Origin of the sequence: Mesorhizobium sp. WSM4935, from assembly GCF_029625735.1 — a bacterium.
In the GTDB taxonomy this organism is placed as follows: domain Bacteria; phylum Pseudomonadota; class Alphaproteobacteria; order Rhizobiales; family Rhizobiaceae; genus Mesorhizobium.
The window spans coordinates 152,063-178,191 of record NZ_JARTVR010000012.1 but is presented as its reverse complement, the minus strand read 5'-3'; the positions used below and the strand labels follow the sequence as shown (position 1 = coordinate 178,191).

Below are 26,129 nucleotides of genomic sequence, written 5' to 3'. Positions count from 1 at the left end.
CTGCCTACTGCCTACTGCCTACTGCCTACTGCCTACTGCCTACTGCCTACTGCCTACTGCCTACTGCCTACTGCCTAATCACCTCGCGTCGTGGAAGATGATGCCCACCGTATGCCGCCGCCCCGAACGCAACCGGCTCACGCCGTGGCGCAAATTCACCCGGTAATAGCCCTTGGTGCCTTGCACCGGCCGGTTGTGCACGGCGAAGATTACCGCGTCGCCGCGCTTGAGCGGCACCACCTCGGCGCGGCTTTGCATGCGCGGGCGCTGCTCGGTGAGCACGAATTCGCCGCCGGTGAAATCCTCGCCGGGCTCCGAGAGCAGGATTGCCACCTGAAGCGGAAAGGCGAGCGCACCGTAGAGATCCTGGTGCAGGCAGTTGAAGTCGCCGGGGCCGTATTGCAGCAGGAGCGGCGTCGGCCTCGTCTGGCCCTCGTCATGGCAGCGCTTCAGGAAGGCGGCGTGCTCGACGGGATAGCGCTGCGCCACACCCATTTTCTCGTTCCAGTCGTTGGCGACGGTGGCGAGGCGCGGATAGAGGGCCGTGCGCAAGCCGTCGACCAGGTCCGGCAGCGGATATTTGAAGTAGCGATATTCGCCCTTGCCGAAGCCGTGGCGGGCCATCACCACATGGCTGCGGAAATGCTCTTCATGCGGATAGAGCGCTGCGATTTCGGCGCATTCCTCTGGCGAGAGCAGGCCCGGCATGACGGCGCAACCATAGGCGTTGAGCTCGGAGACGATGCCGCGCCATTCCTGCGCGGCGACGCGGGATTCGGCGGAGCGGCTGGTGCGTTTGGTGTTGAGGGAATGGATGGTCATGGGCTTGACTCCTTGCTTGCCCACGAAGATGGGGCGCGCGACGGGACGCAGCCACCCGATACACGACAAGATGGCGAGGCGCGGCAGCGCTAATCTCCCCGCAAGGGCGGAGATTGGCAGCTTCACAGCCTGCGATACTTCTCCAGCTCCGGATCGAGATCCACCTTCACCGCATTGGTGAAGACGCAGGTCGCCACCATGATGCAGGCGAAGGCGGTGAGGTTGACGAGCAGCGTCTCGTCATAGCGCGCCTTGAGCGCGGCCCAGACCTCGTCCGGAACGGCATTGGCATCGGTCGCGACCGCCTTGCCGAACTTCGTCAGCAGCGCCTCATGCGCAATGGGCTCGATCGCTTCGGGATCGAGGCCGCTGTCGATAAGCGCGCGGCGGAAGAACGTCACCGGAACCTCGGCGCGCATCGTCTCGGCGATCGTCTTCGAGAACAGCCAGATGGCGCGGTCGTCGAGCGTCGGCTTCAGCAGGTCGCGCAGCGTGAACCATTCGGCGTAGATGCGGTGGGCGGCGGGCGAGCGAAGCAGGATGCGCTTCATGTTGGTCATGCGGCCGCGCAGCGCGAGCTCGCGGTCGTGCTCGGCACGGATTTCGTCGGAGGCGGTCGCGTAATCGATCGCGGCGAGATGCGCCATCACACTCACCCCACCGTCGCGTGAAGTGCGGGCGCGCCGCGCAGCGTGTTGGAGACGGTGCAGATGTCTTCGGCATCCGCCAGGATCCGCTCTTTCATCGCGGCATCCAGGTCGCCGGTGATCTCGAGCCTGACGGTGAACGTCTCGACCCGCGCGGGCTCGTCTTTCGCCTTCTCGCCGGTGACCTCCGCCCTCACCTCGCCTAGCCGGTCGGCGATGCCAAGCCGAGCCGCGGCGATGCGGGCGCTGAGCACCATGCAGGCGGCCAAAGAGGCGTAGAGCAGGTCGAGCGGGCTGAAGCCGGGGGCGCTGACCTGCGTGACCACATCGACAGTGCCGCCTGTCGGGGTGGTTATGATGGGCAGGCCGCCCGGCGGCAGGACGGCGAGAGCACTGGCGTTTCGGGTTCTGACTTTCAGTTCTGCCATCGTGTTTCCCTCGCCCTGCTCAGCCGCTCGGTTGATCTACCCGGCCCTCGGCTGGCTTAGAGATGTTGCCAGATCATCTTGAGGGGCGAGCCAATCGCCTGCTCAATCCGTCGCAACTGGTCAGCACCAAGGGTGGTCGCGCCGGGATTGACGACTGTAAGCGAGCACGTAGCGAACGCGGCGGGCCATACATAGCGGAGGTCGTTGAGCGACGTGGATTTGCTGCAACAAGGCGTCACGATCGTGAGGTTGCTAAAATCCGAAGCGGCTGCCTGATCCATGGCATCGCCCCACCAATCCTCCAGGTCGCTCCCGCAGAAGGCACAGTGGACGCTTTCTGTATTCGCGCCTGCATCGAAGAAAGTCACCGCTTCCTTGTATTCGATTCCGACATGCTCGGCTTGTGGGAACAGTCCACGCATCAAGTTGGCAGCCTCTTCCGCCGCCGTCTTGTCGGGCTGCCAGTACGGATCATCAGGAACCATATGCAGGTAATTATCGGGCATAGCACCTTGTGTGGCAGGAAGACCGATCGTGGCAAGTCCCCTTGCGGCGCGCCAACGAAAAAGGCCCGCTGGAGCGGGCCTTTCGCAAGAATGATTTCGACGGCTACTTCGTCAGATCGAGCGCCGCCGTCAGGTCGCCCATCGGCGGCTGGTCGTTATTGCGCAGTGCCTTGTCGCGGGCGACGATACCGGGCAGCACCGGCAGGTCGTAGCGGTTGGTGATGAAGCGCAGGATCGAGGTGGTGTCATACTGCGTGTGATCGACCATGCCCATCTTGGCGTAGGGCGAAATGATGAAGGCCGGGATGCGGTTGCCCGGGCCCCAGCGGTCGGCCTTGGGCGGCGCGACGTGATCCCAGAAGCCGCCATTCTCGTCATAGGTGATGACGACCAGCATGTGAGCCCATTGCGGGCTCTTCTCCAGATGCGAAACGAGGTCGGCCAGATGCCGGTCGCCGGACGTCACGTCGGCATAGCCGGCGTGTTCGTTGAGGTTGCCCTGCGGCTTGTAGAAGGACACGGCCGGCAGCTTGCCGTCGTCGATCGCCTTGATGAACTCGCTGCCGTCAAGGCCGCCATCCTTGAGGTGCTCGGCCCGGGCGGCCGTGCCCGGCGCATAGGCCGCGAAATAGTTGTAGGGCTGGTGGTGGAACTGGAAATTGGGCACAGGGGTCGCGTTCTTGCCGTCAAGCGCCGCCTGCCAGGCGCCCGAATACCAGGCCCAGGAAATGCCCTTCAGCGACAACAGATCGCCGATGGTGATCTCGTGCTGCGGCGGCAGCGTGGTGGGCACAGCCGGATCGGCCAGCGCCTTGTCGCCGCCCTCGGCCGGCTTGTTGGCGCTCGGCTGGTAAGGCGGCTGCATGGTGTTGACGGCGTAGAAGTCTGGCGTGATGGCGCCGTCATTGACGAATTTCGGCACGCCGCCCAGCGCCGAAGGCGGTGAATTGTCGGCCGGTTTCAGCGTCACGCCGTCCGGTTCGACGACGGCGATCTGGCCCTTCACAGGACTGGTGTCGGCGTTCGGATAGTAAGGCGCGCAGGCGCAGGCGAGCATGAAGTGGTTGAGGAAGGAGCCGCCGAAGGCGCCCTGGAAAAAATTGTCCGCCAGCACGTATTTCTTGGCGATCGCCCACATCGGCAGGTTGGAGCCGTCATAATGGCCCATGACCAGGGAGCCGGAATCGGCCCAGGCGACGAACTTGTCGTTACGGCCGCCGTCGATCTGCATCTGCTCCTGGTAGAAGCGGTGCCAGAGATCGTGCGTGATGACGCTGGTGCCCTCGTTGAAGCCCTTGGGGTCGTCGATGGCGAAGGTGGCGTTGGCAAGATGCACGCTCTGCGCCTCCGTGACCGCTGGCGTGACACCCTTGCCGGTCAGCCCGCCCCAGACCGGCGGCAGTTCGGAAAGCGGCTTGCCGTCGCGGTCAAGCTGGCGCGCCTGGTCGGGCGACACGTTGGCCAGGCCGTTGGCGCCGGGAAAGCCGCCATATAGATTGTCGAAGCTGCGGTTCTCGGCGTAGATGACAACGACGGTGTCGATCTTGTCATAGCCGGGAGGAGCCGCCTGGGCAGCAGCAGAGAGCGATGCCAGCGCGGTGGAGGCGATGCAAAGAGAGAGAAAGGTTCGGGTCATCGGGAAATGCCTCGTGGCTTGGGAATGGCTGGAGGACAGCAATGCAGGAACGCGGCTGCATCAATGCCCAGCTACTTCGATGCCTTGTCACCTATGTGACAGTTCTGCAGCCTCCGGACACGGTTTCGTGAGGGAGACAGCCGGTCATCAATCCGTGGCACTCGAACCTTACGCGAGCGAAATCGAGCGAAGGAAATCACGGATGTCGCCGCGGACGATGGTACGGAAAAATCACGCGATCGCCCTTCTGGCGGCCTCGATTGTCGGCTTGACCGCGCCTGCCAATACCGCGGAACCCTTCGGCGTCCATCCCGGCCCGATGTCGCGCAAGGAGGCCTTCGCCCGCGCCGACGCGCTGACGGCGCTTGGGCGGCAGATGTTTTTCGACCCGTCGCTCTCGGCATCGGGCAAGCAGGCCTGCTCGTCCTGCCACGATCCCAACCATGCTTTCGGACCGGCCTCGGCCTCGCCGGTCGAAACGGGCGGAGCGAAGCTCGACCAGCCCGGCGTCCGCGCCGTGCCGTCGCTGCGCTACCTGCAGGCGGCGCCCGCCTTCACCGAGCATTTCTACGACTCCGAGGACGAAGGGGACGAAAGCGTCGACAATGGCCCGACCGGCGGCCTGACCTGGGACGGTCGCGCCGACCATGGCAAGGACCAGGCGAAGATCCCGCTGCTCTCTCCCTTCGAGATGGGCAACAAGGACGCGGCCCAGGTGGTCGCCAGCCTGCGCAAGGCGCCCTATGCCGATGCCTTCAAGGCAGCGTTCGGCGCCGATGTCTTCGACCATCCGCAGGACGCCTTCGATGCCGCGGTGGAGGCGCTCGGCACATTCGAGCAAAGCAGCGTCGACTTCTACCCCTATTCCAGCCGCTACGACGCCTTCCTCGCCGGCAAGGCGCAGCTTTCCGCGCAGGAATTGCGCGGCCGCATGCTGTTCGAGGACGAGTCGAAGGGCAATTGCGCGAGCTGCCATTTGAGCGAGCCCGCCAATGACGGCGAGCCGCCGCAATTCACCGATTACGGCCTGATCGCGATTGCCGTGCCGCGCAATCCGGCGATTCCAGCGAATGCCGATCCCAATTATGTCGACCTCGGCCTGTGCGGTCCGCTGCGCACCGACTTCAGGGGCCGCGCCGAATATTGCGGCCTGTTCAAGACCCCGACCCTGCGCAACGTGGCCTTGCGGAAAAGCTTCTTCCACAATGGCTATTTCCACACGCTGCGCGAGGCGGTCGCCTTCTACGCCACCCGCGACAGCGACCCGGCGCGCTGGTATCCGAGCAAGGCGGACGGCACGGTCGACAAATTTGATGACCTGCCTAAAGCCTACTGGCCGAACCTCAATACCGATCCGCCGTTCAACGGCAGAAAGCCAGGCGACAAGCCGGCGCTGACCGACGCCGAGATCGACGACATCGTTGCCTTCCTCGGCACGCTGACCGACGCGGACCAAGCGGGGCAGTAAGGCTGCGCCGCCAGGACTTCGGGGCGCGACGGCCCCGGTCTGAGTTCTGCGATCCACCGCAAATGTGTGCCAATGTGAGCCACGTCATAGGAACATCAAGCCGCACTTGCTACATTGCCCATCTCTTCACAGATGGAGTCTCCGATGAGGTTCATCGCGGTTCAGGAGCCGCCTGGGAGCAGCTGGGCGGTGTTCGATGCGGGCAATGGGGCGCCGGCGGAATATGCCGGCCGGGTGCTTATCGGCCTGACATCGCGCGCGGCCCGCTGGTTCGTCGCCGCGGGCAACGATCATGCAGCCTGGCCGCGGCCCGCCCGGCCAGCCGGGCAATTGCGGCTCGTCAGCGGAGGCGGCTCCCGGTCGATCCGGGAAAGGCATGGCCAATCAGCCGGTTGAGAGAACGCACTGCCAGATTGATTCAGGGCAGCGCCTCAATCATTGGCCGTCCTTGCGCCGGTGCATAGCGGCTCACCACCATGCCGCAGGCATAGGGCTTCGAGCCGAGGAGCTTCAGCCTGCTGAAACCGCCCTTGTCGAAGATGCGGCGGCCCCTGCCTAGAACCGCCGGATTGGTAAAGAGCTGGTACTCGTCGACAAGGCCGGCGGCGACCAGCGCCGAGGCAAATCCGGCGCCGCCGAACACGGCGATGTCGCCGCCCTCGCCTTGCTTCAGCCTGCGCACCTCGCGCGGCAGGGCGCCGCTTACGACGCGCGTGCGCTCCCAGCGCGATGTTTCGAGCTTATCGCTCGCCACCACCTTCTCAGCCTCGACGATGCGCCGCGCGAAAGCATAGAAAGGGTCATTCGGATATTTCTTTGCCGCATTGCCCCAATGGGTCAGATAGCCCTCCTCAGCCATCTTGCGGCTCAAAAGGATAGTGTCGATGGTCGTGAAGACGGCGTTGAAGTCCTGCTTGAGCTCCTCGTCCCAGGCACTGTCGTCGCCCCACTCCCAGAGCTGCCAGCGGTGGTCCTCATCGCCGCCCACAAAACCGTCGACCGACATCTGCATCTGCAGGACGAGCTTTTTCATGTCCGTTTCCTCACCTCGACGCTTTACTTTTGGAACCGTTTGACGCACCCAAAGAGTGGTGTCAATAGTGAAGTGATTTAAAAATGGAATCATAGGATGGCGGCGCGAGAAAGATCCGGTTGCCCAATCAGCCTTTCGCTCGAACTCGTCGGCGACCGCTGGACGCTGCTCATCATCCGCGACCTGGTCTTCGCCGGGAAAAGGCATTTTCGCGAGTTCCTGCAATCCGACGAAGGCATTTCGTCCCGGACGCTCGCCGAGCGGCTGCAGACGCTGCAGGACGAAGGCATCGTCACCCGCAGCGACGACCCGACTCACGCGCTGAAAGCGATCTACCGGCTGACCGAAGCCGGCATCGACCTTTTGCCGGTGCTGGTGACGCTGGGTGCCTGGGGTAGCAAATACCGCAACGCCGACGACAAGCTGGCGCGGATAGCGGATGAACTCGCGGCCGGCGGTGAGCCGGCGCTCGAGCGGATGAAAGAGAGGCTAAGGGCTGAGCATCTGGGCTAGCGGGCCGTCTCCCCCTCGTGGGCAGATAAGCTAGCGAGGCTGCCCGCGTTGCAGCGGCCCGACCGGCTCCTCGGTCGGCGGCTCCCCCGGCAGACCCAATCGCAGCCGCTCTTCCTCGGCGAAGGTCTCGGCCTGCGCATGAACATCGAACACTTTCTGTCTCAGCCTGCCGCCATCGACGACACGCACGATCCATTGGTCATTGACGGGTTTTACGCGGACACTGTCTGGCTCGCTCGTTACCATATACAGCTCCTGCTCTTCGCTCGAAGAATTGCCTAACTCCGACCCAATATGATCTAATGCGCCTGGAGTTGCCGAAAAGTGGGGCCTATCAGCCTCTAGTGCAAAACGGCTCGCCGTTATTCAACACTTTTGCGGAGCCTCGCGAACAGAAACGAACATGGCGGAACAGGCATGCCGTTGCATCTTGGCGCAGCGGAGTTCGACTTCGCTACGACATTTCGGTCTGCGAGACGGCGCGGCAGTGGATGTCTAAAATGTCCGGGTGGAAGCGTGGATCGCGCGGTCCGGCACTTGGCCGTGCGCGAGTGCGGACGAATTCGCCGCACGGCGGCGGCCCGGCAGCCTGGGGGGGGGTGATACTGGGTTCGGCGGCCGGGCCTGACCGGAGTTTGCGAGGCCGCCGGCTACGATGAGCATGCGCCTGGACCCGGCCAAGGACAAGAACGACCTAGGCCCTAGGACCAAAGCTGCACGGGTACGCCCACACGCCCGGTTGCGCTTGGACCGACTGTGAAAACGTGTCGAACGCCGGTTGCGTCAAAAGCCGAAGAAATGCCGGCCGACGAGATAACCGAGCGCCGCGACGACCAGCGGAAACAGCGCCGGCGCGGCCTTGCTGAACAGCGAGGGGTTTATCTCCTTGGCGGGAGCGCTGGGTTTGGCATTGCCGAGGTTTTTGGTCATGAGCGCACTACCGGTTGGGGCTAGCTGCCGGCTGAGCCATTAAATTAGAAATCGCTTATTAAATTTCCGGCAAGCCCAACACTACAATTCGCGGCAATTTATTCCGATTGCTGGGTACGCTCGGCAAGCGCGAAGGCCTGGAGATTGCGCGACTTGCCGGGATCCTGGTCGGCATTGGCGATGATGGCGTGGAAGGCCGCGCGGGCGATGTCCTTCTTCTTGGCGCCCGGATGCAGTTTTCGCACCGCCTTGAGCAGGTCTTTCGGTTTCATATCGGGGGTGACAACGCGCATCAGCGTATCACCTATGGCCTGCAATTCGCTGGCATCCATAATGATGAACCCTGTTTTGGCGGCAGGAGCCTAGCATATAGCGGATCGAGCGCGTCACTTTTGTGATGCGCGCCGATGGAATTGGAGCCGGCGTCGCTGAAGATTTTCGTGGCGAAAGTCGGCGCGCTGCCACATGGCGCGCCGAGCGCAGCCGTGTCGACGGGTGAGTTGCGAGCCGTGTCGTCACCGTTCAGGAAGGCTTGGCAAATCGCCAAGGCCTTCCATCAGGGGCAGTAAGAACAAGCAGTTGGAGCGGTTCAGCGATCTATCCAAAAGCTCAAGCGCGCTATCTGTTACGCTGGGATCAGGATGGCGATCCGATGCACGCCGACGTCCTTGCTCGTATTCGTCGCCTGGTCGGTCTTGCCCTTGGAGCAAGTGTACACGTCACCAACCTTGAGTTTGAACTCCTTGTCCACCTTCTTGATCGTGAAGGCGCCAGAGGTGATCGTGCACACCATGTCGTTGTCCATCACCATCGCAGGAGCCGTGGCTCCTGGCTGAAAGACCGCATCGACGAGGGTGATGCTCTTGTAGGCGGGAATGTCGGAATTGCCGGTGCCGACTTCCACTATCCTGACGCCGGGCGCGATCTCCTTGCCTTCATTCGCAGCGTACTTCTTGGTTTTCGCAAATGTCGCCGTTGCGAACAGGGGAGCAACCGTTGCAGCCGTCACGCCGAGCGCGATTGCAGACCTGCGATTCATCGTTTTCATCGCATCCTCCCTAGACCTGTCATGCACGGATGAGCATGGCATTCGTACATTAGCACAAACTGATTTAATTGTGCAGAAAAGCGCTTGCCGGTGACAGCTTTTACGGTGGCTTTTGCCGGAACTTCGAATGGCCGCTGATGCTGATTCACTGCGAACAACAATGCCGAGGGAAAAGGGCGGCGGCGGTCTGATGATTGTTATCGACGTCACGTGATCACGCTGGCGCGCTCCGCATTCCCCAGCCCGACAAACCCGCCTGGAGTTCGGAACCCTTGCCGCTCTCGCAGGGTTTATGTGCGAGGCGTACCGCCATGGAAAACAAACCGCCTGCCGAAAACCCGGGAAGGATCCTCGTCACCGTGCTGGCGGTCTGTCTCGTCATCATTGCCGTGTTCTTTATCGGCTTCAGATATTCGGAGCGCGATCAGGGAGCGCTGATCGTGCCCGGCGCGGCGCAGGGCAGCAAGTGATCGGCCCGAAGTCCTTGCCCACCAAGGCAGGGAGAAGGCTGTAATGCTTTGTTTTTGCCTATCATTCTCTCCCAATCTTTTACGTTCGGGATCACGCGCCAGGGAAGAAACAGGTTTTCCGAAACGTTTATCGAACAGGCAACGCTCAGCGTCTGGCGCCTGACGAGGGCGCTCATGAGCAAGGAACCCTTCCGGCGACGGCGCGCTCCGCGCCCGAGGCCCAGGGAGACAGCAGATGTCCGCCAACGCCTATATCAACCGGATCGCGACAGCGGTTCCGGAGCATGACGTCCATCAGTTCTACCTGCGCTACGCGGCCTCCATGCTGACCGCCGATCGCAGGAGGATATTCCAACGCATGGCCGGCCTTGCCGACATCGAGCACCGCTTTTCCTGCTTTGCGCCGGCCCTCGACCCCGAAGGGGAGTCGGCCGACCTTGCCGGGATCTTCAGGCGCGGCGCGTTTCCCGGAACGGCCGTCAGGATGGCTCTGTTCAGCCAAGCAGCACCCATTCTGGCGCAAAAGGCCGTCGACGGACTGCGGCTTGGCGCCGAGGCATCGCGCATCACCCATCTCATCGTCACCACCTGCACCGGCTTCTCCGCGCCGGGCATCGACCTCGACCTTGCCGCGCGATGCGGCCTGTCAGACGGTATCGAACGCACGATGATCGGGTTCATGGGCTGCTACGCCGCGGTCAATGCCCTCAAGCTTGCCCGCCACATTGTCCGCTCCGAGGCGCGGGCCAGGGTCCTCCTGGTCAATATCGAGATCTGCACCCTGCATCTGAGGGAAACCACCGAACTGGGAAAGCTGCTGTCCTTCTGTCTTTGGGGCGACGGCTGCGCGGCGACGCTCGTAACCGCCGAGCCGTCCGGTATCGAGCTCGACTCCTTCCGCTGCACCGTCGCTGAGGAGCGGCGGGAATTGATGACCTGGGATATCGGCGACCACGGCTTCGATATGTTTCTCTCCGGCAAGGTGCCTGCGGCGGTCCAGGAAACGTTGCGAGGCAACCGGGACGCTATCCTCGGCGGCCGGCCGCCGAAGGCGATCGACCTCTGGGCCGTGCATCCCGGTGGGCGCAGTATTCTCGATGCCGTCGAGAGGGCGCTCGACCTCGCGCCGGCCGCACTCGGGCCGTCGCGCGAGGTGCTGCGCCGATACGGCAACATGTCGTCGGCAACGGTGATGTTCGTAATGGAAGAGATGCTGAAGGCGCCGGGCGGTCAACTCGGCTGCGGCATGTCGTTCGGACCCGGGCTGACGGCCGAGACCATGTTGTTCCGGACCGCCTCATGAACGCGCTTGATCAACGGACACTTGTCCCGGAAATCCTCGATCGGCTCGCCGCCGACGATCCGCGGGCGCTCCACTCGCGTCGCGATCTGCGCCGGATCAACGCGCTGATGTTCCAGGCGCCGATCATGGCGTCGCTCATGAGAAAATTCATGGCCAAGGCGCCCTGCCGCATCCTTGAGATCGGCGCCGGCGACGGCACCTTCATGCTGAAAGTGGCCCGGCGCATGGCAAAAGACTGGCCGGAGGTGGAGCTGACGATGCTCGATCGCGTCGGCCTCGTCACGCCCGAGCTCACGGCGGATTTCGCCGGTCTGGGATGGAAGCTCGAAACCTTCACCGCCGATGTTTTCGACTGGGCGCAGAAAGCGGATGGCGGGGCCTTTGATGTGATCACGGTCAACCTGTTTTTGCATCATTTCGACAACACCCGACTGCTACGTCTGTTTTCGCTGTTGATTCGCAGGGCGCCATTGCTCCTGGCGACGGAACCGCTGAGGGCAGGCTTGGCGCTTGCGACGATCCGCCTTCTGCCGGCGATGGGCGCCAATGACGTCACCAGGCATGACGCCGCCCAGAGCGTGCGCGCCGGCTTTCGCGGCAGCGAACTTTCCGATCTCTGGAGCGCTGCCGGCGGCCGGCCGCTCGAGGAGCGGCGCGCCGGCCCCTTCTCCCATGTCTTCGCCGGTGCCGCGTTGATGCCTGCCAAAGATGTGCCATGAGACCGGCATCGACCCACGATGCGATCGTCATCGGTGCCGGCCCGGCAGGCACGTCGGCGGCGCTGGCGCTGGCCCGTCGCGGCTGGACCGTGGCGATTGTGGAAAAGAGCGTGTTTCCGCGTCGCAAGGTGTGCGGCGAATATATCTCGGCAAGCAATCTCGCGCTCCTCGAGCGACTGGAGATCCTCGATGCGTGGCGGGCCGAGGCCGGTCCCGAAATTCGCCGGGTCGGCTTCTTTTCAGGCGATATCAGCGTCGAGGCGCCGATGCCGCGTGCGAAGTCGGTGCCCGCGGCAGGAGACGGTTTCGGCCGAGCGCTTGGCCGTGACATACTGGACTCCCTGCTGTTGGATGCGGCCCGATCGGCCGGCGCGGAGGTCTTTCAGCCCTGCCGCGCCATCGCCGTCGAACGCGACGGCGCCTGCCAAGCAGTGCGGATCCAGGCAGGAGCCGCGAGTTCCCGCGACGAGGCGACGATCCTGCGGGCACCGGTGATTGTCGCCGCGCATGGCTCATGGGAAGCGGGACCTTTGCCGAGTCAGCTCGAGAAGAACGGCCGTCCCTCGGACCTGCTCGGCTTCAAGGCGCATTTTTCAGGATCGACGCTGCCGCCCGACCTGATGCCGCTGCTGACGTTTCCCGGCGGCTATGGCGGCATGGTGCTCGCAGACCATGGCCGCATGTCCATCTCCTGCTGCATAAGGCGCGATGTGCTCGCCCGGTTGCGCGGCAGCCTTGCCCGCGAGCACGGCGGCCAGGTCTCGGCGGCCGAAACCGTCGAGCATCATCTCAGGGCGACGTGCCGGGGCGCGCGAGAGGCGCTGGAGGGAGCCAATCTCGACGGTCCATGGCTTGCCGCCGGCCCGATCCGGCCGGGCATCCGCTCCGGCTACGACGGGGACATCTTTCGCGTTGGCAACATCGCCGGCGAGTCGCATCCGATCATCGCAGAGGGCATATCGATGGCGCTTCAATCCGGCTGGCTTCTGGCGCTGGAACTCGGCGCGGCAGCAAGTGGGCAGGCGAGACGCGAAGCGGTCGGCAGACGCTACGAGGCGGGCTGGAGAGAATTATTCTCGACCCGTGTGCTCGCCGCAGAAGCCATCGCGCGCATCGCCATTGGCCCCGGCGGCGGCCCCATGCTGAGAGCTTTCCTCCGCAATTTTCCGCAAGCACTGACCCTGGGCGCGCGGCTCAGCGGCAAGACGAGAGCGGCGCCGGGTTTTGGCTGACGGGGCGCGTGGCCCGATGAGCACGCCTCGCATTGGAACATTCAGGGGCGACCGGAGTTCGTATGTGATCCGGCTCCTGCCGCCGAGCCTGTGTCGCCACGTGGCATGAGGCGGCGCTCGCCACGCCTGCGGGAGGCATCCATGGTCCAGCATACGATCCCACACAATCCGCACAGCACCGCAAGCATTGCCGGCCATCCCATCCATGCAATGCTGATACCGTTCCCGATCGCCTTCTTCGTCGCGACCTTCGTTTGCGACCTGATCTTCTGGCGGACCGGCAATCCGGGCTGGGTCACCGCTTCGCTCTGGCTTCTCGGCGCAGGCCTGATCATGGCCGCGCTGGCCGCCCTTGCCGGGCTGACCGACGTTCTGGGTGATGCCCAGATCCGCAATCTTGGCGACGCATGGCTTCACGCCGGCGGCAATGTGATCGTCGTCCTGATCGAACTTTATAATTGGTATTCGCGATATGCTCACGCGGAGGCGGCCGTTGTGCCGGTCGGCCTGGTGCTATCGCTGATCGTTGTTCTCATGCTTCTGTTCACCGGCTGGAAAGGCTGGGGAATGGTTTACCGGCATCATGTCGGTGTCGCCGATGGCACGGACGACATGCGTTGAAGGCGCCAGCGTGGCCGCCCTAGCCTAGCCAGGAGCGCCTGATGCGGCCGCCGGTCGAAAAGCGCCGCAACCTCTAGTTCCTCTCTTCATGTCGCCTCCGCCCCCGGCGGAGGTAACTTTTTTGGGGTGTTCCGGCCCCCAAATATCTTCCCTCTGCTTTACCGGCTGGCCCACCGCATCTTGGCCGGCTTGTTCCAGCGCCAGGCGTGCGGGCCGCATTTTGACCCAAATCGCTCGATACGCGGCCAAGATTGCTGCGGTTCCGTTGTTCACGGTTTCTTGACAGAGGCCGGAAAAACGGGCAGCAAGGCGGGTGAGGGAGAGCATTTTTACCGTGGCGGAGACCATGGAGGGCTCTTTTTTCGCATGGACCGTCGCCAAATCGGCGATTGGTGGAGGGATTGGTTAACCATCTTTGTCCATCTTTTGAATCAATCGGCAACAGACGCGTGAAGGTGCAGGGGGCACCGGCGAACTGTGATCGTGACGGGTGCCAGGTCCGCAAACCGGCATGCCGATTGAGAGTGGTCGTATGGCGTTTTTGCGTTTGAGAAACCGGGGTGATGCTCCTCATGGGGAGATAACTTCGAAAAGGTCTGGTCATCGTTGGCTCGTGGTGCCTGCTGTCGGCGCCGCCCTTGCCTTGTGGTCTGCCGGCACCTTGGCGGGCCTCTATTCGGTAAGCACCTCGCTGACCGCCGCTTCCAACGGATTGCCGCAAGGCCTGCTTTCGCCGCGCAACATCGCGCTTGGCGATCAGCGCCGGCAGATCGCCAATGCCTGGGCGCCGCATCTGACGGCCACTGACGGCTACAAGGCCGGTTCGCTCACCGGCGGTTGCGACGCCGGCTGCTTCAGCCTCGCGGCCAGCTTCAGGCATGGCGGCCAAGCTCTTGAAAAGCTGAAGAATGAAGGCGGCGGCGGCAAGATGGCGCGGCTCAAGCTGCCGGCGCCTGACAGCGTCGCGCAGGAAAATGTCGTGGTTGTGGCTTCGGCCGCCGGAGCCGCCGACCGTTTCGACAGCGTGGTGAAGCGCGCGGCGCTTTCGCCGCAAAAGCTTGCCAATGCCTTTGCCCGCGCCGAGAACGCGCCGTTCCTGCTCGCCAGCCTGCCTTCGGCGAGCCGCTTCGGCGGCGCGCAGCCGGAGGCCCCGATCGAAGCCCGCTTTGGCTCGCAGCCTGCCGAAATCGCCGGCGCTTCCGAGCTGGCGCTCGCGCTCGCCAACATATCGCCAGAGGAGACGGCCGACGTTCCAACCGCCGTAGCGCTGCAAAACAGCGACGCGCCTGAAGTCGCCGACAAGCCGGACAATGGCCAGGACGGCGCGTACCAGGTCGCCTCGCTGCCGCCGCAGGACGATTTGCCCGACACGATCGCCGTGCCCGGCCTTCGCCCGCGCACCACGCTTGAGCGCGCCATCCAGGCGCCCGAACAGAACGCGGCCAAGCCGCAGAAGCCGGAGATCGCCAGGCCGCAGACCGTGAAGACAAGGCCACAGCCGGCCGCGGCCGACACTGCGCAAAGCGCGCCGACGGCAGTCTCGCCCAGAAGCGGCGACCAGGCCCTGCCGGGCGTGGCGGGCTCGAAGCCGGTGGTTGCCGAGTCCAAGCCCGGCAAGCGCAAGGCGCAAGCATCCGAGATGCTCGCCTATGCCAAGCCCGACACACCGGAGAGCGGCGGCCTCGGCAGCGCCTTCCGCAATCTTTTCAACGGTCCTTCCACGGGCAATGGTGTCGCCGTCTACGATATCTCGGCGAGAACCGTCTACATGCCCGACGGCTCGAAGCTCGAAGCGCATTCAGGCCTGGGTTCGATGGTCGACCAGCCGCGTTTCGTCGACCGCAAGAATGTCGGTCCGACGCCGCCCGACACCTACAATCTGTCGATACGTGAATCGCGCTTCCATGGCGTCGAGGCGATCCGCCTGACACCGGCCAGCGGCCGGAACAAATACGGTCGCAACGGACTGCTCGCGCACACCTATATGCTGCGCGGCGGGCGCGCCGAGTCCAACGGCTGCGTCGTCTTCAAGGACTATCACCGCTTCCTTGCCGCCTACAAAAAGGGCAAGATCAAGCGCCTTGTCGTCGTCCCGCGGCTCACAAGGCCCCTCACCCAGGTCGCCCAGGAAGGCCGCCAGGGTTAAATCTTCATTGGCCGGCGAACGGGTCGCCAGCTTTTATCGATCCCCACTTGCTGATCGGAAGGGCCGGGCGCCAAGAAGCACTCGGGTGTTTGCCATCGCCGTTTAAACCATGGCGAGCACCTCACCCGAGGAAGCGATAAGACCTTTCCCAGGATATAGATATGGCGCGGCCCGGGCTTGCGGCAAGCCCCCGGCCATGGCGTATCAACGCTGCTCCGAAAAACCACGACGGAGCATGGAATGCGGATCTTGCTATCGACTTACGGCTCGCGCGGCGATGTCGAGCCATTGGCGGCGCTAGGAGCGGCCTTGCAGGCGCACGGCGTCGAGGCCAGGGTGAGCGCGCCGGCCGACGCGGAATTTGCCGCGCTTCTGGCCCGCGCCGGCGTGCCGCTGGCACCGGCCTTCGCGCCAGTACGCGAATGGGCGAAGGAGATGATCAACCGGTCGCGATCGGCCTCGCCCGAGGACAGGGCCAGGCTCATTTCCGGCCAGGCGGCCGAGATCGTCGCCAGGCAATATGAGGCGCTGAGCGCGGCCGCCGAAGGCTGCGACGCCGTGGTGGCATTCGGCCTCTTCCCGTCCTGCGCCGCCGCGCGGCTGGTCGCGGAACAACGCAGCATGCGTTACATGCTCGGCACGTTCTGCCCCATCTGGCTGCCCTCGCCGCACAACCGGCCGCATGAATATCCAGGCCATCCGCTGCCTCCCGGCGTGACCGACAACCGGCTCTTGTGGGAGATGGACATCCGGACCAAGAACGGCCTCTTCGGCGAGGCGATCAACGGGAAGCGCGCGTCATTGGGACTGCCCCCGGTGCAAAATGTCCGGGATTACGTCTACGGCAATCCCGTTCTGCTCGCCTGCGATCCGACATTGGGACCATGGCTGCCCTCGGATCTGATCGATGCCGTGCAGACCGGCGCTTTCACCCTGCCGGATGAGCGGCCCCTCCCCGACGCGCTGGAAGCCTTCCTCGGTGCCGGCCCGGCGCCCGTCTATGTCGGCTTCGGCTCGATATCGGTCGAGAGCGAAGCCGGGCGGGCGGCCATCGAGGCGATCCGCGCCAAGGGCCTCCGCACGGTGCTCGCGCAGGGCTGGGCCGAGCTCGGCCCCGTCGACGATGGCGACGACTGCCTCGCCGTCGGCGAGGTCAACCAGCAGGCGCTGTTCGGCCGCGTCGCCGCCGTCATCCATCATGGCGGCGCGGGCACCACCGTCGCCGCCGCGCGGGCCGGGGCGCCGCAGGTGATCGTGCCGCAGATCGGCGACCAGCCTTACTGGGCGCGGCGCGCGGCCGAACTCGGCATCGGCGTCACGCATGACGGTCCGTTGCCGACGGCGCAGTCATTGTCGGAGGCGTTGGAGACGGCGCTGGCGCCTGCAACCCGCGCTCGCGCAGCGGCCGCGGCTGGCAGGATTCGTGTCGACGGCGCCGAAGTGGCGGCAAGGCTGCTGATTGAATTGCTGGGCCAATCCGGCCGGTGAACTCATTGCGTCGTCAGTTCCGCCAGCGCCCTTTGCAGGGGCGCCGGCGAGACCTGGATCGGGCCTGAGAAGGGCTGTCCATGTCGATGATCAAATAGACCGCCGCCGCCACCAGCGCTCCGGAAATGAGGCACGTGAAGACGACGGATTGTGCGGCGCGCGAAAGCCGAAGCCGGCAGGTGCATCGACGCGAAGGTCGAAAACCGCTTTCAATACCGGGCGAAGGCGCTATCTATGGCGCGGGGCGGCTCCCAATCACTCACGAGGCAATCCATGACAATTCGCGCTGTCGTCTGGGGCGAGAACATCCATGAGCGGACCAATGATGTGGTGGCCTCCATCTATCCGGAAGGCATGCACGCGACCATCGCCAAAGCGCTGAATGCCGACAAGGCGATCTCCGCCTCGACCGCGACGCTGGAGCAGCCGGAGCACAGCCTGCCGGAATCCCGCCTTGCAGAAACCGACGTGCTCGTCTGGTGGGGACACAAAGATCATGGCGCGGTGGCCGACGAGGTGGTCGAGCGTGTCGCCCGCCGCGTCTGGGAGGGCATGGGGCTGATCATCCTCCATTCCGGCCATTTCTCGAAAATCTTCAAGCGGCTGATGGGCACGCCCTGCACACTGAAATGGCGCGAGGCCGGCGAGCGGGAGCGGCTTTGGGTGACGAGCCCCAGCCATCCGATCGCCGAAGGCCTCGGCGAGTATTTCGAGCTAGAGAACGAGGAGATGTATGGCGAGCAATTCGCCGTGCCGGAGCCGCTGGAGACCGTCTTCATTTCCTGGTTCCAGGGCGGCGAGGTGTTCCGATCGGGCGTCACCTATCGCCGCGGCGCCGGCAATATCTTCTACTTCCGCCCCGGACACGAGACCTATCCGACCTATCACGACGCCACCGTGCAGAAGGTGCTGCGCAACGCAGTGAAATGGGCACACAACCCGCAAGGCTCGAAGCCCGCCATCCTCGATGCGCCGAACGTGCCGGTGGAGAAGGCGCTGGAGCCGATCGAGGAGCGCGGGCCCAAGCTGCATGCGCATGGCGAGGCCGGCTTCCGCTAGAAAAGGCGCCTCTCCGCCTCGCTTGGGATTGCGCGGAAACAGTGCCTGGGTCACATTCGCCTTCCATTATTGAATCGAACCAAACCGCTCGAAGGAGCAGAAAATGCGGCTTTTGATACTCGGCACCGGCTGGATGGCGCAGGAACATGCCCGCCGCTTCGGCGCCATCGAAGGCGTCGACATCGTCGGCGCGGTCGATGTCGATGCGGCCCGTGTCGGCGAATACGCCGACGCCTACAAGATCCCGAAGCGCTTTACCTCGCTTGAGGCGGCGCTCGATTGGGGCGATTTCGACGCGGTCGCCAATGTCACGCCCGATCGCATCCACCACCCGACCACCATGGCGCTGGTCGCCGCCGGCAAGCCGGTGCTGTGCGAGAAGCCGTTGGCCGAGAATTTCGGCAAGGCCAGCGAGATGGCCGATGCCGCGGAAGCCGCCGGTGTCGTCAACATGGTCAACCTCACCTATCGCAACGTGGCCGCGCTGCAGAAGGCGCGCCAGATGGTGCAGGCCGGCGAGATCGGCACGGTGCGCCATGTCGAGGCGTCTTATCTGCAGAGCTGGCTGGTGTCGAAATTCTGGGGGGACTGGCGCACCGATCCGAAATGGCTGTGGCGGCTGTCGCGCGGCCATGGCTCCAACGGGGTGCTCGGCGATGTCGGCATCCACATCCTCGATTTCGCCAGCTATGGCGCCGCGCTCGGCATCGACCATGTCTTCTGCCGGCTGCGCGCCTTCGACAAGGCGCCGGGCAACCGCATCGGCGAGTATCAGTTCGACGCCAACGACAGTTTCGCCATGACGCTCGACTTCGCCAACGGCGCCTTCGGCGTGGTCCATGCCAGCCGCTGGGCCACCGGCCATATCAACGAACTGCGCCTGCGCATCCATGGCGACAAGGGCGCCATCGAGGTGGTGCACAATCTCGACGGCTCGCTCCTCAAGGCTTGCGTCGGCGACAATGTGGAAAACGCCAAGTGGGAAGAGCTCGACCCCGGCACCGTGCCCACCAATTATCAGCGCTTCGCCGAAGCGGTGAGGAGCGGCGTGCAGACCGAGCCGACTTTCCGCCACGCTGCGGGACTGCAGAAGGTGTTGGACCTTGCCGTGGTGTCGGACGAGAAACGGGCGGAGCTGAGGGCCAACGCGGACACGCAGTGAGGCCCGAGCGCTGATCTCCCCCGCGGGGGGAGATTAGCTGTCATAACGCCCCGCGATAAATCTCCACCGCCGCCGCAACCAGCGCCGCATTGCCGCCCGCGACGCTGCCGTCCGGCAACTCCTTGCCGTCCTCTAGCCCGACCCGCGTCGACAGCTTCCGCGCCGCCGCGCGCTCGACGAAGGGCCAAACCGTCGCGTTCTCGCCATGCAGCAGAATCGAGCGGCGGATGCCGGCGCGCCGCAAGACCTTCTCGATGCCGTCGGCCACCGCAAAGGCTTCGTCCAGCGTCTGCTCTGAAATCTCGATCAGCACGCGCAGCACCCGGCCGCCATGGTCGAGCCCGACCAAGCGCTCGGCGTCGGCGATGGACGCCAGACCAGCCTCGATGCCAATGCCGCGCTGGCGCAGGCTTTCCATGACGACGGGCGCCGCCGTCTCGCTGAGATTGACCGAGGCATAGTCTGGCAGCTCGCGCCAGCCGGAGATGGCGACCAGCGTGCGCAGATCGTCCTTCTCGATCCAGGCGCCGGTGGAGACGCCGATCAGCGTGCCCGGACAGGCGCGGCGCAGTGCCGCGACCGTCCTGTCCATCGCTTCCGGCGCCAGGCTCTCGCGGCCGTCGGCGCCGCGCGCATGAACATGGAGCTCAGCCGCGCCCGCCGCGATCGAGGCCGTCGCATCGCGCGCCATGGCCTCGGGGTCGAGCGGCAGCGCCGGATGGAAGTCGGCGGAACGAGCGCCATTGATGCAGGCCTGAACGATCATTGTTACGGCATCCTGTTTCGGCTGACCGGAGCCTAGCGCAGGGCCGGAATGATCGGAACGGCCACGGCGAAGCCTCCTGACATGTCGGGTCGACAAAGAAAAATATCCCCTTTGGCCCGGCGGCCAAGGGGACAAGCGTTCCCCTTCGTGGTTCGGACCTTGAAGCCCGTTATGCCGGCACGCGCTTCAGCGCTTGCGCCATGCAGTGGATGCCGCCGCCGGTCTTGGAAATCTCGCTCATGTCGACCGCCGCGACCTCGAAGCCGCGCGCCTTCAACTGGCCGATCAGCGTCTTGCTCGAGGTCGGCGCGATCACCCTGTCCTTACCGAGCGACATGAAGTTGCAGCCGAGCGCCATGGTGTCCTGGAAGGGCACGTCGATGATCTCGTGGCCCTTGCCCTTCAGCCAGTCGACGATGCCGGGCTCGGTGCAGGCGAGGCAGACGGCGGTGAGCTTTTCGGCGATCGGCACCACCATCAGGTCGATATGGACGTAATATTCGTCGATGAAGGCGAGCCTCGTCTCCCAGCCTTCCTTGTCGAACCAGGCCTGCACCTGGCGGGCACCCTCCTCCTGCGTGCGGGCGCCGCCGCAGCCGATCAGCACCACACCCTCCTCGATGACGTTGAAATCGCCGCCCTCGAAGGTGCCGGCGGTCACCATGTCGTAGATCGGGATGCCGAGCTTTTCATAGGTGCGAATGGCGGCGTAGTTCTCGCCGCGCCGCCACCAGTTGGCCATGGCGGTGATGAATGCGCCGTATGGGGTCATAACGCTGGAGTCGCGCGAATAGACCTGCATGGGCAGTTCCGGCGTCGGCTCGTGCCAATGGATGTTGACGCCGAAATGTTCGTAGGCGGCCACGAGGTCCTTGTGCTGTGCCTGCGCGATCTGGATGTTGCAGGGCGCCTCGCGCAAATGCTTGCGCGACAGCGAGCTGGTCGACAGATGCCGGAGGAAATTGGGCGAGCCGAGCAGCACGTCGGTCAGCACATCCGTCTCGTTTGCGAAGCCCCAGCCGGTCAGCGGCTTGGTTCCGCCATTGGGGTTGCGGCGCTGCAGCGAGAACGGCTCGGCGACGATGCGGTCATGGACGGTCATGGGGTTCTCCTCTGGACTATTCTGTTGATCGGTCATGCGGTGGAAGTGGAAGGGATCCACCAGTCGCGCCCGCGCGGCGTGGTGACATATTCCGGCCAGCGGAAGTTGATCGGCGGCTCGTAATCGCAGAGCGGCGCGATCCAGTTCGAGCCGCCAATGCCGCCGCCGGTTCGCTTGACGAACTCGTCCATGGCGGCGTCCCGCGCGGCCTTGTCTTCCAGTAGGCGCAGCGCGGTCAGCGCGACCGTCTTGGCAGCGCAGGTGACCATCGGATCGATGGTGGCGGGGATGCCGCCGAGCGCATTCATTGCCCACGCCGGATAGGTGTGGCCGCCGGCCGCGCGCAGCGCCGGACGCGCGATATAGAAGCGCGACGTCGGCGCATGCCAACTCATGTCGGTATAGTCGTCGGAGGTCGAATTCACCTGCGACGGCGGCAGGTCGCGACGCAGGATAGCCTCGGCCTCCTGCGGCGAAATCAGCCGTTCGAGCTCGTCGATGAACGGGTTCTCGGTCGCCTCCCCGCCAGCATTGACCTGGACCTCGCGCGCGATGCCTTTCGCCTCCTCGCTCCAGCGCGGCGCGCCGACGGTGGAGAGTGCTTGATAGGTGATCTCAGCCATGGCGTGATTGGCGAGCCCCGGCCGCGACTTCGAGACCCAATGGCGCTCGTAGCGGCAGCCGCTCATCTTCGCCGCCGCTTCCGCATTGCGGTCGAGCACGGCTGTCACCTGCTCGGCCATGGCAATGGTCGGCACGCGGATCATGTATTGGAGCTCGGCGAGGCCGGCCGGCAGGTTGTCGGCGGTCGCCTGGCCTGCCGTCAGGATCGCCTCGCTGATCGACCAGCCGCCCTGATGCGTAAGCATGGAATCGCGCAGCGCCTTGGAGGCCATGTACATCATCATCAGCGCGTCGTTGGCGCCGGGCGCCCTGACCGCCGAATGTGCCTGCGGGATCGGCGCACCGTCGCCGGCGCGGACCCAGTTTTCAGGCTCGTCGCAGACGAAGCGGTAGATCATCGAATAGGCGGCGCCGCAATGCGTGTCCCAGCGCGCGGTGTTGCAGAGCGGCAGCATGTAGAAGGGATGGAAGGAGATCATGCCGGCGAGGCCGTCATAATAGCCCTTGGCGGCATGGATCGGCTTCGAGCCCCTCACCTTCTCCGCCGGCTCGCCGGTGAAGCGCAGCGTGCCCTTGATGCCGTGTTCGAGCATTGCCGCCTTGGTGGCGAGCAATCCGCCGAGGCTGCCGATGCCGAGACCCGAATGCGGATCGGTGTGGCCGCCCGCCTCGACGCCGAGACCCGGCCGCGCGCGCTTCACCGTCGCGGCATCCTGGCAGTTGCCGGGCACGGCGTCGTACTCGCCATACATGCCGATCACCGGGCCGTCGCCATTCGTCCAATGGGCGCAGAAGGCCGTCGGCATGCCGCCGGACCCTTCCTCGACCGAAAAACCTTCGCGCTTCAGCCGATCCACATACCAGGCCGCCGACTGGTACTCGCGCCAGGCGGTCTCGCCGAAATCGAAGATGGTGCGCGTCCAGGCCGACAGCAGCGGCTGGATGCTGTCGATGCAGGCGAGCGCGGTTTCTTGCGCCGAGGTCGTCACCGGTTTGTCCATGCCCCAAAGAAAGCAGTGAAGCGGCTCATCAAAAAGTGATATGTTTTCCCGGCTCGTGCAAATTCGGTTCACCTGAGGCCTCTTGCGAATACCTTCCACGCAGGCGCTGCGCGCCCTCGACAGCTTCGCCCGTCACGGCAGCGTATGGCGCGCCGCCGACGAGCTTCATCTCACCCGCAGCGCCGTCTCGCACCAGCTGAGGCTGCTCGAACGCGACCTCGGCTTCGATCTTTTGCAGCGCATCGGCAAGGGCGTGGCGCTGACGCCGCGCGGCCAGCGCTACGCGGCCGACGTCCGAAAGGCGTTGACCGTCCTCGGTGACGCGAGGACCCAGAACAGCGGCGCCGGAGTCGGCGGCTCCTTCGCCATCTCCTGCCCGCCGGGCTTCGCCTCGATGTTCCTATGCACGCATATCAGCGAGTTCCAGCAAATGTATCCGGACGTGACGCTGTCGGTGCTGACGCCGCGGCGGCTCGACGATGTCAGCAATCCGGATGCCGACGCCTTCATCGCCTTCGGCGTCGGCAACTGGCCGAACCGGGCCGTGGAACTGCTTTGCGAAGTATCCTTCACGCCGCTCTGCAGTCCGAGACTGCTCAACAAGGTCGGCGGCTTTTCAAAGCCCGCCGACGTGCTGCGCGCCAACCTGCTGCATCTTTCCGACACCGAGGACTGGGCGCGCTGGCTGGCGCTGTCCAAGGTGGAAAATCCCAATACCGAGGGAGGCATCTTCTTTTCCGACATGAACCTCGTTTTCTCGGCGGCGATTGCCGGCCAGGGGATTGCGCTCGGCGACGAGCTGACTGGCCGCCAGGCGCTGAGCGAAGGCCGGCTGGTCAAGCCTTTCGAGGCGTCGGTGCCCTCGCCGCGATCCTATTTCCTGGTTTTCGAGCACGCCAAGGCCGGGCACCCGGTGCTCAATGCCTTCGGCGACTGGCTGAGGGCGAAGCTGTCGGAGAGCAGTCTGGCGAAGTATTGAGATTGGCAGCTCCAGCGCCGCCGCCTTCGCCACCCGTGAATCAAATTTGCCGATCAGGCGAAAACTATTCGGTTGCGGTGAGCCGCAGCCATGCCTACGATTTCATTGGGAACTGAGGAAAGAGCCAGGATGCAGCAACCCGGCCGGGCCGCGGAGATCAAGGCGAACGGAATCGGCAAGAGCTTCGGCTCGTTCCGGGCGTTGGACAATCTTACCCTCGATATCGGCCGCGGCGAGTTCCTGACCCTGCTCGGGCCATCCGGCTCCGGCAAAACCACCTTCCTGATGATCCTGGCCGGCTTCGTGCAGCCGAGCGAAGGCAGGCTTTTCAGCGACGGCGTCGATATCACCGATCGGCCGGCCGAGCAGCGCGCCGCCGGCATGGTGTTCCAGGGCTATGCGCTGTTCCCGCATATGAGCGTGGAGCAGAACATCGCCTTCCCGCTCAAGGTGCGCAAGAAATCCGCGGCAGAGATCAAAAGCCGTGTCGGCGAGATGATCGAACGCGTCGGCCTCAAGGGCCATGAGAAGAAGTTGCCGGCGCAGCTTTCCGGCGGCCAGCAGCAGCGCGTGGCGCTGGCGCGCGCCTTGGTGTTCGAACCCGGCGTGCTCTTGCTCGACGAGCCGTTCTCGGCGCTGGACAAGAGCCTGCGCGGCCAGATGCAGGCCGAGATGAAGCGCCTGCACCAGGAGACCGGCACCACCTTCGTCTTCGTCACTCACGACCAGAGCGAGGCGCTGGCGCTGTCGTCGCGCGTCGCCATCTTCAACCACGGCAAGCTCTTGCAGGTCGGAAAGCCAGACGAGGTCTATGACCGGCCCGCCAACCGCTTCGTCGCCGAGTTCCTGGGCGAAATCAACATGCTGCCGGTAAAGGGCGTGCGCCCCGCCGACAACGGCGCCACCGGGCTGTGCGAGGACCGCGCGGTCAACATGCGCTGCAAGGCGGAAGCGATCAAAGGCGACGCGATCCTCGCCATCCGCCCCGAGGACATGTCGATCGCGCCGGAAGCGTCGGCCAACCAGAACGGCATTGCCGCGACCGCTGTCGCCTCGACTTATCTGGGTGCGGCGACCAAGCTCGACCTCACCACCCGCCAGGGCGCCAAAGTTACCGTCTCAGTGCCGAACGAGGTCGCGGCGGCTGCCTTGAGCAAGGGCAATTCCGTCTGGCTGACCTGGCCGGCGGAAAAGGGCTTCCTCCTTCCGGACGGAGGACAGTAAGCATCGCCGCTGCGGCTGAACTCGCCGCATCGGCATCCGGTTCAGATCAACGACAACAAGGGGAACTGACATGAACGATACGAAGAAGCAGACGATTGAATCCCTTGCCGAGCGGACCAAGCGCGGCGAGATCTCGCGCCGCCAGTTCGCACGGCTCGCGGGCCTCGTGCTCGCTGGCTCGCCGATGCTCTTGCGCTCGACCGGCGCTCACGCCGAGACCAAGGGGCTGGTGCTGGTGAACTGGGGCGGCGACGCGATCACCGCCTACGACGCCGCTTACGGCCAGGCCTTCACCAAGGAAACCGGCATCCCGGTCAAGATGGACGGTTCGGGCCCGACCGAAGGCGCGATCGCCGCGCAGTTCAAGAGCGGCGCGCCGACCTGGGACCTCGTCGACGTCGATCCGTTCTCGGCCATCACGCTCGGCGGCCAGGGCATGCTCGAGCCGATCGACTACAAGATCGTCGACAAGAGCAAGATGCGGCCGGGCTTCGGCTGGGAATATGCGGCGTCCACCTATTTCTTCTCCTATGTGATCGCCTACGACTCGCAGAAATTCGGCTCCAACGCGCCGACCGGCATGGCCGACTTCTTCGACGTCAAGAAATTCCCGGGCAAGCGCTCGCTCTACAAATGGGGCGTGTCGAGCTGGGAAGCCGCCCTTCTCGCCGACGGCGTCGCTCCCGCCTCGCTCTATCCGCTCGACCTCAAGCGCGCGCATGACAAGATCGCCGCCTTCAAGGAGAACGTCGTCTCCTATTGGGGCGGCGGCGCCGAAAGCCAGAGCGTGCTGCTCAACGGCGAGGCCTCGATGGCGATCGTGTGGTCGACACGCGCCTCGCTGATCGAGCAGGACTCTGGCGGCCAGATCAAGTTCATCTGGGACCAGGGCCTGATCTCGCCCGGCGCGCTGGCGGTCCTGAAGAACAACCCAGGCGGCAAGGAAGCGGCGATGAAGTTCATCGCCAGCACCCAGGATCCGCAAAAGGAACTGGTGATGTTCGACAAGCTTGGACAGGGCCCGGCAAACCCGGCGGCCGACGCGCTGATCCCGGTCGATAAGAAGCGCATCAACCCGGTCGATCCGGCGAACATGTCGAAGCAGATCCCGCTCGACATGGAGTGGTACGCCAAGAATTACGGCGCAGCACTCGACGAATACACCAAGATCATCTCGGCCTGATCGGGCCGAGAGCTACTTG

The 26,129-nt window shown here is 64.5% G+C and carries 28 protein-coding genes; 15 read left to right on the top strand and 13 right to left on the bottom strand.

Features of this window, described 5'->3' with window-relative positions; all coding sequences use genetic code 11:
* Positions 1–78 precede the first annotated feature (78 nt).
* The 5 genes from P9273_RS24275 to P9273_RS24255 form a co-directional block, all read right to left on the bottom strand.
* Entirely contained in the window at positions 79–822 is a 744-nt protein-coding gene (locus tag P9273_RS24275) for a 2OG-Fe(II) oxygenase (RefSeq protein ID WP_041001735.1), read from the bottom strand.
* 122 nt (positions 823–944) lie between these two features.
* Positions 945–1,469, bottom strand: a complete 525-nt coding sequence (locus P9273_RS24270; RefSeq protein ID WP_278051016.1) for a hypothetical protein — start codon at positions 1,467–1,469, stop codon at positions 945–947.
* A 5-nt stretch (positions 1,470–1,474) separates the two neighbouring features.
* A complete protein-coding gene (locus P9273_RS24265) occupies positions 1,475–1,897 on the bottom strand; it encodes an OsmC family protein (protein ID WP_278051015.1) in 423 nt (140 codons plus the stop codon).
* A 56-nt stretch (positions 1,898–1,953) separates the two neighbouring features.
* Positions 1,954–2,403, bottom strand: coding sequence for a hypothetical protein (locus tag P9273_RS24260; protein ID WP_278051014.1), 450 nt, complete (start codon positions 2,401–2,403; stop codon positions 1,954–1,956).
* Positions 2,404–2,506: 103 nt separating this feature from the next.
* Positions 2,507–4,039, bottom strand: a complete 1,533-nt coding sequence (locus tag P9273_RS24255; RefSeq protein ID WP_278051013.1) for an acid phosphatase — start codon at positions 4,037–4,039, stop codon at positions 2,507–2,509.
* Between the two features lie 202 nt (positions 4,040–4,241).
* On the opposite strand from P9273_RS24255, the gene P9273_RS24250 reads away from it, so the two are divergent.
* Positions 4,242–5,507, top strand: a complete 1,266-nt coding sequence (locus P9273_RS24250) for a cytochrome-c peroxidase (RefSeq protein WP_278051012.1) — start codon at positions 4,242–4,244, stop codon at positions 5,505–5,507.
* A 144-nt stretch (positions 5,508–5,651) separates the two neighbouring features.
* Positions 5,652–5,903: a hypothetical protein gene (locus P9273_RS24245; protein WP_278051011.1), complete on the top strand. Its 252-nt coding sequence runs from the start codon at positions 5,652–5,654 to the stop codon at positions 5,901–5,903.
* 22 nt (positions 5,904–5,925) lie between these two features.
* On the opposite strand, the gene P9273_RS24240 is transcribed toward P9273_RS24245, so the two are convergent.
* Complete coding sequence (locus P9273_RS24240) at positions 5,926–6,540, bottom strand: dihydrofolate reductase family protein (RefSeq protein ID WP_278051010.1); 615 nt, start codon at positions 6,538–6,540, stop codon at positions 5,926–5,928.
* 96 nt (positions 6,541–6,636) lie between these two features.
* Between P9273_RS24240 and P9273_RS24235 the strand changes: the two genes are divergently transcribed.
* Positions 6,637–7,053: a winged helix-turn-helix transcriptional regulator gene (locus P9273_RS24235; RefSeq protein ID WP_278051009.1), complete on the top strand. Its 417-nt coding sequence runs from the start codon at positions 6,637–6,639 to the stop codon at positions 7,051–7,053.
* A gap of 30 nt (positions 7,054–7,083) precedes the next feature.
* Here P9273_RS24235 and P9273_RS24230 read toward each other — a convergent pair whose 3' ends face one another.
* The 4 genes from P9273_RS24230 to P9273_RS24215 form a co-directional block, all read right to left on the bottom strand.
* Complete coding sequence (locus P9273_RS24230) at positions 7,084–7,299, bottom strand: hypothetical protein (protein ID WP_041001749.1); 216 nt, start codon at positions 7,297–7,299, stop codon at positions 7,084–7,086.
* Positions 7,300–7,836: 537 nt separating this feature from the next.
* Complete coding sequence (locus P9273_RS24225; protein ID WP_201414544.1) at positions 7,837–7,983, bottom strand: hypothetical protein; 147 nt, start codon at positions 7,981–7,983, stop codon at positions 7,837–7,839.
* A 98-nt stretch (positions 7,984–8,081) separates the two neighbouring features.
* Positions 8,082–8,276: a hypothetical protein gene (locus P9273_RS24220; protein WP_336619403.1), complete on the bottom strand. Its 195-nt coding sequence runs from the start codon at positions 8,274–8,276 to the stop codon at positions 8,082–8,084.
* A gap of 332 nt (positions 8,277–8,608) precedes the next feature.
* Positions 8,609–9,031, bottom strand: a complete 423-nt coding sequence (locus P9273_RS24215) for a hypothetical protein (RefSeq protein WP_041001752.1) — start codon at positions 9,029–9,031, stop codon at positions 8,609–8,611.
* A 311-nt stretch (positions 9,032–9,342) separates the two neighbouring features.
* Between P9273_RS24215 and P9273_RS24210 the strand changes: the two genes are divergently transcribed.
* The 9 genes from P9273_RS24210 to P9273_RS24170 all read left to right on the top strand — a co-directional run bounded on the left by P9273_RS24210 (position 9,343) and on the right by P9273_RS24170 (position 19,231).
* Complete coding sequence (locus tag P9273_RS24210) at positions 9,343–9,501, top strand: hypothetical protein (protein ID WP_278051008.1); 159 nt, start codon at positions 9,343–9,345, stop codon at positions 9,499–9,501.
* A gap of 235 nt (positions 9,502–9,736) precedes the next feature.
* Positions 9,737–10,804 (top strand): type III polyketide synthase, encoded by a 1,068-nt coding sequence (locus P9273_RS24205; protein ID WP_278051007.1) that lies wholly within the window; start codon positions 9,737–9,739, stop codon positions 10,802–10,804.
* A complete protein-coding gene (locus P9273_RS24200) occupies positions 10,801–11,523 on the top strand; it encodes a methyltransferase domain-containing protein (RefSeq protein ID WP_278051006.1) in 723 nt (240 codons plus the stop codon). The genes P9273_RS24205 and P9273_RS24200 overlap by 4 nt, the downstream gene beginning before the upstream one ends.
* Positions 11,520–12,755 carry an NAD(P)/FAD-dependent oxidoreductase gene (locus tag P9273_RS24195; protein WP_278051005.1) on the top strand — a complete coding sequence of 412 codons (1,236 nt, stop codon included), beginning with the start codon at positions 11,520–11,522 and terminating at the stop codon, positions 12,753–12,755. Before P9273_RS24200 ends, P9273_RS24195 begins: the two co-directional genes overlap by 4 nt.
* Positions 12,756–12,896: 141 nt before the next feature.
* Positions 12,897–13,376 carry a DUF2231 domain-containing protein gene (locus P9273_RS24190; protein WP_278051004.1) on the top strand — a complete coding sequence of 160 codons (480 nt, stop codon included), beginning with the start codon at positions 12,897–12,899 and terminating at the stop codon, positions 13,374–13,376.
* Positions 13,377–13,992: 616 nt separating this feature from the next.
* The gene (locus tag P9273_RS24185) at positions 13,993–15,522 is read left to right on the top strand and encodes a tlde1 domain-containing protein (protein WP_278051003.1); all 1,530 of its coding nucleotides are present in this window, start codon (positions 13,993–13,995) and stop codon (positions 15,520–15,522) included.
* Positions 15,523–15,762: 240 nt separating this feature from the next.
* Complete coding sequence (locus P9273_RS24180) at positions 15,763–17,010, top strand: glycosyltransferase (RefSeq protein WP_278051002.1); 1,248 nt, start codon at positions 15,763–15,765, stop codon at positions 17,008–17,010.
* Positions 17,011–17,283: 273 nt separating this feature from the next.
* Positions 17,284–18,069, top strand: a complete 786-nt coding sequence (locus P9273_RS24175) for a ThuA domain-containing protein (RefSeq protein ID WP_278051001.1) — start codon at positions 17,284–17,286, stop codon at positions 18,067–18,069.
* Between the two features lie 103 nt (positions 18,070–18,172).
* On the top strand, positions 18,173–19,231 hold the full coding sequence (locus tag P9273_RS24170) for a Gfo/Idh/MocA family protein (RefSeq protein WP_278051000.1): 1,059 nt from the start codon (positions 18,173–18,175) through the stop codon (positions 19,229–19,231).
* A gap of 40 nt (positions 19,232–19,271) precedes the next feature.
* Here P9273_RS24170 and P9273_RS24165 read toward each other — a convergent pair whose 3' ends face one another.
* The 3 genes from P9273_RS24165 to P9273_RS24155 form a co-directional block, all read right to left on the bottom strand.
* Positions 19,272–19,997 (bottom strand): 3-keto-5-aminohexanoate cleavage protein, encoded by a 726-nt coding sequence (locus P9273_RS24165; RefSeq protein ID WP_278050999.1) that lies wholly within the window; start codon positions 19,995–19,997, stop codon positions 19,272–19,274.
* Positions 19,998–20,166: 169 nt separating this feature from the next.
* Positions 20,167–21,099, bottom strand: a complete 933-nt coding sequence (locus P9273_RS24160) for a dimethylarginine dimethylaminohydrolase family protein (protein WP_041001769.1) — start codon at positions 21,097–21,099, stop codon at positions 20,167–20,169.
* A gap of 32 nt (positions 21,100–21,131) precedes the next feature.
* Positions 21,132–22,724 carry an amidohydrolase gene (locus P9273_RS24155; RefSeq protein WP_278050998.1) on the bottom strand — a complete coding sequence of 531 codons (1,593 nt, stop codon included), beginning with the start codon at positions 22,722–22,724 and terminating at the stop codon, positions 21,132–21,134.
* Positions 22,725–22,806: 82 nt separating this feature from the next.
* Here P9273_RS24155 and P9273_RS24150 point away from each other — a divergent pair, with 82 nt between their 5' ends.
* The 3 genes from P9273_RS24150 (at position 22,807) to P9273_RS24140 (ending at position 26,110) form a co-directional block, all read left to right on the top strand.
* Positions 22,807–23,703 (top strand): LysR substrate-binding domain-containing protein, encoded by an 897-nt coding sequence (locus P9273_RS24150; protein ID WP_041001773.1) that lies wholly within the window; start codon positions 22,807–22,809, stop codon positions 23,701–23,703.
* A gap of 129 nt (positions 23,704–23,832) precedes the next feature.
* Complete coding sequence (locus P9273_RS24145; RefSeq protein WP_278050997.1) at positions 23,833–24,927, top strand: ABC transporter ATP-binding protein; 1,095 nt, start codon at positions 23,833–23,835, stop codon at positions 24,925–24,927.
* A gap of 70 nt (positions 24,928–24,997) precedes the next feature.
* Entirely contained in the window at positions 24,998–26,110 is a 1,113-nt protein-coding gene (locus tag P9273_RS24140; RefSeq protein ID WP_278050996.1) for an ABC transporter substrate-binding protein, read from the top strand.
* Positions 26,111–26,129 lie beyond the last annotated feature (19 nt).

Coding starts and splice junctions, on each gene's coding strand:
- P9273_RS24275 (WP_041001735.1), bottom strand. CDS start 822: ATGACCATCCATTCCCTCAACACCAAACGCACCAGCCGCTCCGCCGAA.
- P9273_RS24270 (WP_278051016.1), bottom strand. CDS start 1,469: ATGGCGCATCTCGCCGCGATCGATTACGCGACCGCCTCCGACGAAATC.
- P9273_RS24265 (WP_278051015.1), bottom strand. CDS start 1,897: ATGGCAGAACTGAAAGTCAGAACCCGAAACGCCAGTGCTCTCGCCGTC.
- P9273_RS24260 (WP_278051014.1), bottom strand. CDS start 2,403: ATGCCCGATAATTACCTGCATATGGTTCCTGATGATCCGTACTGGCAG.
- P9273_RS24255 (WP_278051013.1), bottom strand. CDS start 4,039: ATGACCCGAACCTTTCTCTCTCTTTGCATCGCCTCCACCGCGCTGGCA.
- P9273_RS24250 (WP_278051012.1), top strand. CDS start 4,242: ATGTCGCCGCGGACGATGGTACGGAAAAATCACGCGATCGCCCTTCTG.
- P9273_RS24245 (WP_278051011.1), top strand. CDS start 5,652: ATGAGGTTCATCGCGGTTCAGGAGCCGCCTGGGAGCAGCTGGGCGGTG.
- P9273_RS24240 (WP_278051010.1), bottom strand. CDS start 6,540: ATGAAAAAGCTCGTCCTGCAGATGCAGATGTCGGTCGACGGTTTTGTG.
- P9273_RS24235 (WP_278051009.1), top strand. CDS start 6,637: ATGGCGGCGCGAGAAAGATCCGGTTGCCCAATCAGCCTTTCGCTCGAA.
- P9273_RS24230 (WP_041001749.1), bottom strand. CDS start 7,299: ATGGTAACGAGCGAGCCAGACAGTGTCCGCGTAAAACCCGTCAATGAC.
- P9273_RS24225 (WP_201414544.1), bottom strand. CDS start 7,983: ATGACCAAAAACCTCGGCAATGCCAAACCCAGCGCTCCCGCCAAGGAG.
- P9273_RS24220 (WP_336619403.1), bottom strand. CDS start 8,276: ATGCGCGTTGTCACCCCCGATATGAAACCGAAAGACCTGCTCAAGGCG.
- P9273_RS24215 (WP_041001752.1), bottom strand. CDS start 9,031: ATGAAAACGATGAATCGCAGGTCTGCAATCGCGCTCGGCGTGACGGCT.
- P9273_RS24210 (WP_278051008.1), top strand. CDS start 9,343: ATGGAAAACAAACCGCCTGCCGAAAACCCGGGAAGGATCCTCGTCACC.
- P9273_RS24205 (WP_278051007.1), top strand. CDS start 9,737: ATGTCCGCCAACGCCTATATCAACCGGATCGCGACAGCGGTTCCGGAG.
- P9273_RS24200 (WP_278051006.1), top strand. CDS start 10,801: ATGAACGCGCTTGATCAACGGACACTTGTCCCGGAAATCCTCGATCGG.
- P9273_RS24195 (WP_278051005.1), top strand. CDS start 11,520: ATGAGACCGGCATCGACCCACGATGCGATCGTCATCGGTGCCGGCCCG.
- P9273_RS24190 (WP_278051004.1), top strand. CDS start 12,897: ATGGTCCAGCATACGATCCCACACAATCCGCACAGCACCGCAAGCATT.
- P9273_RS24180 (WP_278051002.1), top strand. CDS start 15,763: ATGCGGATCTTGCTATCGACTTACGGCTCGCGCGGCGATGTCGAGCCA.
- P9273_RS24175 (WP_278051001.1), top strand. CDS start 17,284: ATGACAATTCGCGCTGTCGTCTGGGGCGAGAACATCCATGAGCGGACC.
- P9273_RS24170 (WP_278051000.1), top strand. CDS start 18,173: ATGCGGCTTTTGATACTCGGCACCGGCTGGATGGCGCAGGAACATGCC.
- P9273_RS24165 (WP_278050999.1), bottom strand. CDS start 19,997: ATGATCGTTCAGGCCTGCATCAATGGCGCTCGTTCCGCCGACTTCCAT.
- P9273_RS24160 (WP_041001769.1), bottom strand. CDS start 21,099: ATGACCGTCCATGACCGCATCGTCGCCGAGCCGTTCTCGCTGCAGCGC.
- P9273_RS24155 (WP_278050998.1), bottom strand. CDS start 22,724: ATGGACAAACCGGTGACGACCTCGGCGCAAGAAACCGCGCTCGCCTGC.
- P9273_RS24145 (WP_278050997.1), top strand. CDS start 23,833: ATGCAGCAACCCGGCCGGGCCGCGGAGATCAAGGCGAACGGAATCGGC.
- P9273_RS24140 (WP_278050996.1), top strand. CDS start 24,998: ATGAACGATACGAAGAAGCAGACGATTGAATCCCTTGCCGAGCGGACC.